This is a genomic window from Erwinia mallotivora (assembly GCF_000590885.1).
In the GTDB taxonomy this organism is placed as follows: domain Bacteria; phylum Pseudomonadota; class Gammaproteobacteria; order Enterobacterales; family Enterobacteriaceae; genus Erwinia; species Erwinia mallotivora.
The window spans coordinates 56,786-64,694 of the sequence record NZ_JFHN01000010.1 but is presented as its reverse complement, the minus strand read 5'-3'; the positions used below and the strand labels follow the sequence as shown (position 1 = coordinate 64,694).

At 52.4% G+C, this 7,909-nt stretch carries 5 protein-coding genes; all 5 read right to left on the bottom strand.

Annotation, left to right across the window (positions count from 1 at the left end):
- Positions 1-1,516 precede the first annotated feature (1,516 nt).
- On the bottom strand, positions 1,517-2,632 hold the full coding sequence (locus BG55_RS00370; RefSeq protein ID WP_034932906.1) for an endonuclease/exonuclease/phosphatase family protein: 1,116 nt from the start codon (positions 2,630-2,632) through the stop codon (positions 1,517-1,519).
- Positions 2,633-2,857: 225 nt separating this feature from the next.
- Entirely contained in the window at positions 2,858-3,517 is a 660-nt protein-coding gene (locus BG55_RS00365; protein ID WP_034932905.1) for a hypothetical protein, read from the bottom strand.
- A gap of 108 nt (positions 3,518-3,625) precedes the next feature.
- Entirely contained in the window at positions 3,626-4,624 is a 999-nt protein-coding gene (locus BG55_RS00360; protein ID WP_034932904.1) for an ABC transporter substrate-binding protein, read from the bottom strand.
- A 16-nt stretch (positions 4,625-4,640) separates the two neighbouring features.
- Positions 4,641-6,827 (bottom strand): TonB-dependent receptor, encoded by a 2,187-nt coding sequence (locus BG55_RS00355; RefSeq protein ID WP_034932903.1) that lies wholly within the window; start codon positions 6,825-6,827, stop codon positions 4,641-4,643.
- Positions 6,828-6,945: 118 nt separating this feature from the next.
- Positions 6,946-7,842: a LysR family transcriptional regulator gene (locus BG55_RS00350; RefSeq protein ID WP_034932902.1), complete on the bottom strand. Its 897-nt coding sequence runs from the start codon at positions 7,840-7,842 to the stop codon at positions 6,946-6,948.
- Positions 7,843-7,909 lie beyond the last annotated feature (67 nt).

Sequence of the window (7,909 nt, the reverse complement as noted above, 5' to 3'; positions counted from 1 at the left end):
GGCTGGCAGGCGCGGCAGCCGGTGCAGCTCGTGCATATACCAGCGCTCCTGAATGCGGAAGCGGTAACAATGGCGGAGGCTCTCTGGGCGGCGACGCCAGCGAAAACAGCGCTAACGGACAGTGCCACTGGTAAATGTGTACGGCGGTCTTTCAAAAGACCGCCGCTAAGTTAAGAAGGGAAAGATTGAACAAAGAGCAGAATGTGTTGTGCCTGTTCTGACCTTCCCAGTCTCTCTTATCCACAGTCTGTCGGACAGATTACCCACCCGTGTTGTGGATTATTTATTCGGGATACATGCTGTTGAGGTATTCCTGCCGGACGAGCCTGTTATCAGCAATGCATGCGATCACATCCGTAGACGTCAGTCATTTGGTAGCCATTGCTACAGGATTAACCTGCAATAAATTTTCTTCCGATAACGATGCTTCATTTGGATGATCAATAGATAAATAAAAAAAGAGAAATTATCTTTTTGATGAGGTTAAAAGTGGAAAAAAACATCAGTTGGGAAAATAGAAAATTCAGCATTCTTAAAAAAATAATTATTGCTCCATTAATTACCCTGTTCATCTGGTCGAGCGTATTGGAGCCACTGGGTATGACCTGGAGCTTAGTCAAAATCCCAGTAGGGATTAATAATGTTTTTATCTCACTATTAGTCCTTCTGGGAGCTTACAGGCTGACTTCTTACGTCATTAAGATATAAGGCTCAACTGGACCGAGGAATAAGTAATTTCAGATTAAAAACATAGCTGCCAAATGATTTTTGAACCATTTATTTCTGGCTACGACTCCATTACTGGCCCTTCGAAACGGAAGGTTTCATCAAATCATGACAGTGAAACATGCCCTTTTTGCAGAAAACAGGGTGGAATATAGTTATCCTATCCGTTTTGCCAACAGAGTTGGAGAAGGGCTGCGGTATTCACTACCCCGGCTTTGTTGCAGCAACGAATCAGCCTGTTACGCCGTGTTGATGCGCTGATGCTCAGTATTCCACGCATGGCATTGCACCTGACACCGCGAAAGAGCAGCAAAATTACCTGCCACTCCCTGTTTGTAAACCTCTGCGTTAGGCGGGTAAAAACGAACGGTTTTCTGTGGTACTGGTTGAGAAACGTGGACAGATAAATATTGGCTAATTCCAGCCGGGTGCAGGCAATACCACGGGGCGGTCAAAAAATCGCCAGCGTCGTTTTTCAACTATAAATGACCTGAGGCTATCCTGTCCGCCGTATCTGAAGATTTTAATGGCGATGCTCATTTTATTTGTGACCAGAATCTTTTCGTCGTCGTGCAGAATACCACGATAATATTCACCGATATCCGGCGTCAGCTCGGTGTCCAGGCAGCCCGGAAGCGCTTCTTCATTGATGTTAAAAACCAGGGATTCACTTCAGGCCAGCGGGTTGGCGTAACCATAGCGTGAGGCGCTGTCTTTTGTTCTGAAGCCATTGATTCGTGCCTGGTGATTATAACCTGGTAAGGCAATGCCTTATTTCCCCGAAAACCATTCAGAGCGCTAAATCAACCCATACAGCAGCATGATCGGATGCGGCATTGACCGGTTTTTTCAGCTCCGGATAGGTTTCCCATTTCACCGGACGTACACCGGGCCACATCCCTTTACGCCAGACGCCGCCTTTTTCCACTTTCTGCCACAGCGCAGGCGAGAGCAGAATGTAGTCGATTTTACCGGCAGCAGTACAACTCCCCCATGTACCGGGATATCCGCCATTGTCGAACTGTTGGTGGGTAAAAACGTCTTTCAGGTCGGTGTCCCGAAGCAGGGGTGCCAGCGGTTCGCTGTCCGGCGTATCATTAAAATCGCCGCTGATGGCGATAAGCGTAATGCCCTCCTGAATGCGTTGCTGGTAGATCGCTTTTACGCGTTCCGCCTGAGCGCGGCGGCGGCTGTCTGAACTGCTTTTACCGCCGTAGCCTTTACTTTTCAGGTGATTCACTATCACCAGCAACGTTTCTCCACCGGGAAGTGGAATGGCAAATTCAGGACAATCGCGGGAGAAGATCAGCGCGCCAGCTTTATCTTTGTCATCCACATGACTGCGCATGGTATCAACAGGGAAAGACGCAGCGGTCATCAGACCGACGTCGATTCCCCGCTCGTCATTGCCATCGATAACCATAACGTGCTCAAAAGGTTGACCGTTACGCGCGGGCAACATCTCGTTATTAAATGCCAGCAGTGCGGGCCGGTTTTCCGCCTCCACCACGGTCAGCAGGTCGGCATGTAAATCCACCATTACCTGAGCGGTCAGGCCCATCGCCACTTCATCAACCGGAGCGCGACGCAGTTCCAGAGAACCTACCCAGTCAGCACGTCCGTCGGCAACAATGCTGATGCCCGCCCCCTCTTTCTGCCGGGTCAGCAGTTTGCCGCGGTTACGCCGCAGGATCACAAAGGGGCCGGTATCCGATTTTTGCAGGCCCAGATCATTCATCAGAGAGACCATCTCTTTTTTGATCGTCGCCGTGTAGGTTGTTTCACCCAGCAGTTGATTGAGCCGGGCAAACTTTTCCAGAGTCGGTTTACCTGACTGCCACTCCCCCTGGTTCATGGCCCTCGCACGATCGAAGAGGTTTTCTACATTGAATGAAGCCAGACGCATGTGTCTCTCCTGATTGGGTTTCTGCCTGCCTGTAGTATGTACCCGGCCGTTAAATTTACCAGGGGGTGCAGTCCTGAGGCGTCAGTGTGATGCCATACTGCCGGGTTTATATGACAAAGATACGGCTCTGCTGACCGGTTATTGCCCGCCTGATGCCTGAGGCAGAAAAGCGGGGTATATTCATCGAAAAAAAGTCTGCTGCAACGCTTTCCAGACTGCGGCTGATTAAATTTTTCTTTTCATTTTTCTTTCTGGAAAGAGTTGGGTAATCAGGCTTCTTAATTCACCGGGATTTTTAAAATAAGTAGCAACCATTTCCTCGTCTTGATAACTGTAAAGAATAGATTTGAACGGGACATTTTCTCCGGCCTGTTTTCCGCCCGCAATGTCATCCATATATTTAACGTAATCTTTAAATTCTTCAGGCGTTATGCCCTTTTTGTCATCAAGGAAATCATTAATGAAATCTTTGTGCGGTATATTATTAAAAGCCTGTAACGGTGGGATGGTGTTGTATTGAGGGCAGACTTTATCAATATAGGGCGCGATACTGACTTGTACCTCGGGGCCTGATTCCCGCCAGGCGATAAAATGACAACGACGGGAAAACTGCGCCGTATCAGCATCGATAATCTGGCAAAGCGTCTGACGAAGCGGTTTATCCCACTCTTTTGTATAATCGTTTTCGAACTCTTTGAATTCAATCAGGATATTGGAAGAGGTGGTTCCGGCAAAAAAATCAGCAAATTTTCTGTCCTGCGAGCCAGAGAAATTTCCGATGCTGATGGGTTCGTTTTTTTTATATCTGTCATTGAATTTATCCCTTAATACCGCAGAGAAAAAATCGATAACCTGTGATTCACCTATTTTTCTTTTAGAATTCATTTTATTTTCCGGACGATAATTACATCTCTTTATACCGTGCCTCATTATCGAATTTTTCAGGTCACAATCAAGAAATATTGATATTTTTTCATGAGCCAGAAAACGAATTTATTCAGGATGCAGTATTTTTTCAATCTGCGCTGTACTGAGCGTGACCGCAAAAAAACGGCGATAAAACGCTCTGGTCTCCTGCACCATATCAATATCAGCAAAGTGCTGTGGATAAAGTGTTTTTGCCAGCCAGAGAATTTGCAACGCGCTTTCGCTGGTTTCCCGGCACCACCAGAATAATCCCTGCGGATTGGTATAAACACGCTGATGCTGTACCGCTAAGGTTCCCTGCCATGCCGGGTTCTCTCTGATGGCGGCGGCATCCCTGGCGTTCATCGCCACGATCACCTGTGGATTAGCCGCCACTATTTTCTCCAGCGGCACTTCTCCTGCACCGTTTTTTTTCGCCGGAAACCAGCTTTCTGCCTCGTTTTCCGCACCCGCCACATCCATCCAGTCCTGATTAAGTGAAGGGCGGCCACTGGTGATGAGCGGGCTGCCCATGCTGTGATAAACCTTCACCCGCTCTGTGTCAGGCAAATGACGCAGCCGTTGCCTGACAAGGTTGAGATTACGGTCAAAGTAAGCCTGATAACGCCTGTCCTGCGCTTGTGCATCCGGCCCCAGCGCCTGAGCGGTCAGGGTAACCCGCTGACGTAGCGCCGTCAGAGAGTTGGCCGGCAGCGCCAGCGTTTTGATACTGGCGCGGGCCAGCACCCCGGCCTGGGAGAGATGCATGTTTTGCGGAATAATCAGCAGTTGTGCCCGCAGGGCAATCACCTGCTCAGGGTGGATCTCGTGCGCACTGGTCACGCTAACCACCGGGACCTGGATAATGTCGGGATAGATCTGACGAAAAAGAGGAATGCGTTGTGCCACCGCCGAGGTGCCAACGATATTCCGGCTGTAGCCCAGCATGGCAATAATGGTGCTTTGCGCAGGCCACGGCGTGGCAACGCGTATTTCGCTGTGGTTTTCGCTGCCTGCCAGCGCAAAGCCGCAGAACAACATCACTCCCGCCATCAGCGCATATCTCAGGTGTTGCAGAATAATCATCGGGTGCTCCTGCTATTCAGAAATCAACGGTTACGGTGGCGCGGATTTCCCTGCCCGCCCCGGCGAATGCGCTGGCGGAGCCGCCGTTGCCGTCGCTGTCCGAAGGAAACAGAGAAGCCCAGTAATGTTTATTGCTGATGTTTTTGACGCTCAGCCGAAAGGTGGTGGGCAGGTTATTCAGCCTGGTGGTATAGCGTGCACCCAGATCCAGGGTGGCGTAGCTGGCTGTCCAGTAAGTATTGACCTGGTTCGCCGCTCGTTTACCGGTGTAGTGAAGGTTGGCACTGTACACCCAGGCGGGCAGAGCGGGCAGGCTGTATTCCAGCAGGACATTAGCCTGTATTTTTGCCACGCCAACCACCCGTTTATTGCGGGTGCTGTCATACAGGGTATTTTTCAGCCTCGGGTCGAGGAAGGTGATGCCGCTGTAGATATTCAGCTGTTGCCAGACATTGCCACTGGCGGTGAGCTCCACGCCTCTGTTGCGCTGTTCGCCCTGTTCTTTGTAGCGATTATCAGCGGGATCGACATAAGCGAACGGGCGTTGCAACCAGAACAGCGCTGCCCCCAGCTTCATGTCGTTAAATTCGCTTTTCAGTCCGGTTTCGTATTGCCTGCTGCGATAGGGGTTAAGCGTTTGTCCCTCATTAACAATGTTTTGTCCGGTCGGCGCGGTGCCACCCTGTTCCAGTGAATCCGCATAGCTGATGTAAGCCATGACGGAAGGGGTGATTTTGTAAAGCAGCGCGGCCATCGGACTGAAACCATTATCATTGATTTCTTTGGTCTTCTGGCCCTGCCGGTTGTAGTTGCGGGTGGACAGCCAGCTGTGGCTGAGATAGATCATCGCTGACCACTGCGGGGTAAATCTGAGGGTGTCGCCCACGGTCAGGCTCTGCTGGCTGTTCTCGCTGGATTTATAACGTGCGCCCTGTCTGATAATGCGACCTGCTGCCGGTTCCTGTAATGGCGCGGGGTCAAAGAAGGACGTTTCACCCAGGTTGTAACGTTGACTGGCCCCTTTCGCCGCGTAGATGGACCAGATATATCCACTGGTGGCGAGGGCCAGATCATGCGTCAGGCTGCCCGTTTGCAGATGCCCATTCAGCGTAAGCATGTTGCTCAGCACCCGAAAGCGACCGGCTGCGGCTGAATCACTCAGGGAGCGCGACAGCGTACCATTGCTGTCGCTCAGCGTGCTGGAAACCGAGCGCATCGCTCTGTCCGCCTGCTGATATCCCACGCCAGCCGTCACTGACCAGCTGTCATTAAAATAGTGGAGCAGGTGGGTGCTGACGGTATCGGTGGTCAGCACGCTACCGCTGGTGGGCAGGGTGTAGTTTTTGTTTTTACTGTCGGGTGCGGCGGGCAACGGGATAGTGTCGCCGTAGCTGAAGCTACCCGTCATGCCTTTCTTGATAAACTGATAGTGGCTGACATCCAGCTGGAGCTGCGTCCCCGGCTGAATATTCCAGTCCAGCGCGAGGGCGGCCAGTTTGCGACGCCGCGTGCTGTCAGCCACACTCCCTTCGCCATCTTCATTCAGCAGGTTCAGACGATAACCTACGCTATCAATATGCCCGGCAAAGTCTGCATGGCCCTGCCAGCTGTTGCGGCTTTGATAGCCTACGGTGATGCGGTTCAGCGTCTCTGCGCCAGCACGTTTGGCGGTAAAATTAAACTGTCCGGCCGGGCTGGCAGGCCCGTACAGCGCGCCGGTCAGGCTGTTAAGCACATCAAGCCGCGCCAGCATCTCTACCGGAAACGCCGTGGTGGCGACAATATTCAGTCCGTCGAGACGGCTGTTAGCCACTACGCTGCCCTGCATACCACGACTTTGTGGTCGGCCAACATCCATGCCGCCCCGCGCCTGCATCTGGCTGGCGGGCGCATACCTGAGTAATTCACTGACGCTGTTATCCTGCTGATTGGTCAGCATCTCACTGGTAATGCTGTTGGCAGACCACGGAGCCTCAATCCAGGGCAGATTACCCACAGGGCCGACGCTGATATCCTCAGTGACAAAACCCGCACCGGCCTGATTGTCTGCCTCTGTGCAACAATCAGGGGATGCGATGACCGTTATCTGTTTCTCTTTGGTAAAAACGTTATCTGTTGTGGGCTGCGAGGGGGATTGGGATGTTGCGGCTGAGGCCATCCCGGCCTGAGCGGCCAGCAGTGTGGCCAGAAAGATCTTGTCCATAAGTTCTTTTCCGTTGTGTAAATGATTATATTGCGACCACTCCTGACGATACAGGCGCAGATAATTCAATTCTGCGAGGCACATCGCTTAACGGTAAGGACTCTTCAAGGGCTCGATATTATGTCAGCAGCGCGGTCAGCAGATTTCGGACGCCGTTCACCGCCGGATCGCGCTGGTTATCCAGGCGCATGGCCAGCTCCACGGAAAACGTCGGCAAAGCAAGAGGGCAGTCCACCACCGTCAGGGCGGTTTTCTCTGCCAGCGCCTCTGCGGCATGGGCGGGCAGGGTGGCGATGGCGTCTGTCTCGCCAATCATCCAGGGCAAGGCCGCAAAATGCGTGGTCGAGGCAATGACATGGCGGGTCAGCGCCAGCTCTGCCAGTTTCTCGTCGACAATACCGATGAAGCCGCCGGAAGAGACCAGAATATGCGGTCTGGCAAGGAACTCGGCCAGTTCAAAAGGGCCGTCAGGCTTACCGGCCAGCAGGCAGCGGTAACGGCCGGTTCCTGACAGTTGTCGGCTCAGCAGAGGGGATTTGATTCCGCCGGAAGTTATCGCAAGATCGGCCTGGCGCAGTATCAGCATCTCCTCCACCAATTGCGCATAAGTTTGCCTGAACTGAATGCGTAATCCCGGCATTTGCTGGCGAACAGCGGCGATGATCGCACTGCCCCAGGCAAGTTCAAAATCATCTGACAGGGCCAGAATCACCGTGCGTCCCTGCCAGCCGGATGTTTCAGCAGAAAAGGCTGACAGCGTCAGGCGGCACTGATTGAGAATGTCAGAAATGGGCTGCTTCAGTTCGCTGGCCCTGGCGGTCGGGCGCAGGCCCCGTCCGGTGCGTTCAAACAGGCGGTCATGCCAGACCAGACGTAATCTTCCCAGCGCCGCGCTGACCGCAGATTGCGTCAGTCCCAGACGCACTGCGGCCCTGCCCGCGCCGCCTTCCTCATACAGGGCTTCAAACACTTTCAGCAGGTTCAGATCCAGTCTGCTGATATCAATTTTATTCATATCACTTAGCGTCCCGGGATGATTGATTGATGACTCAATCTATCTCAGCATGGTGAAAAAATCACAG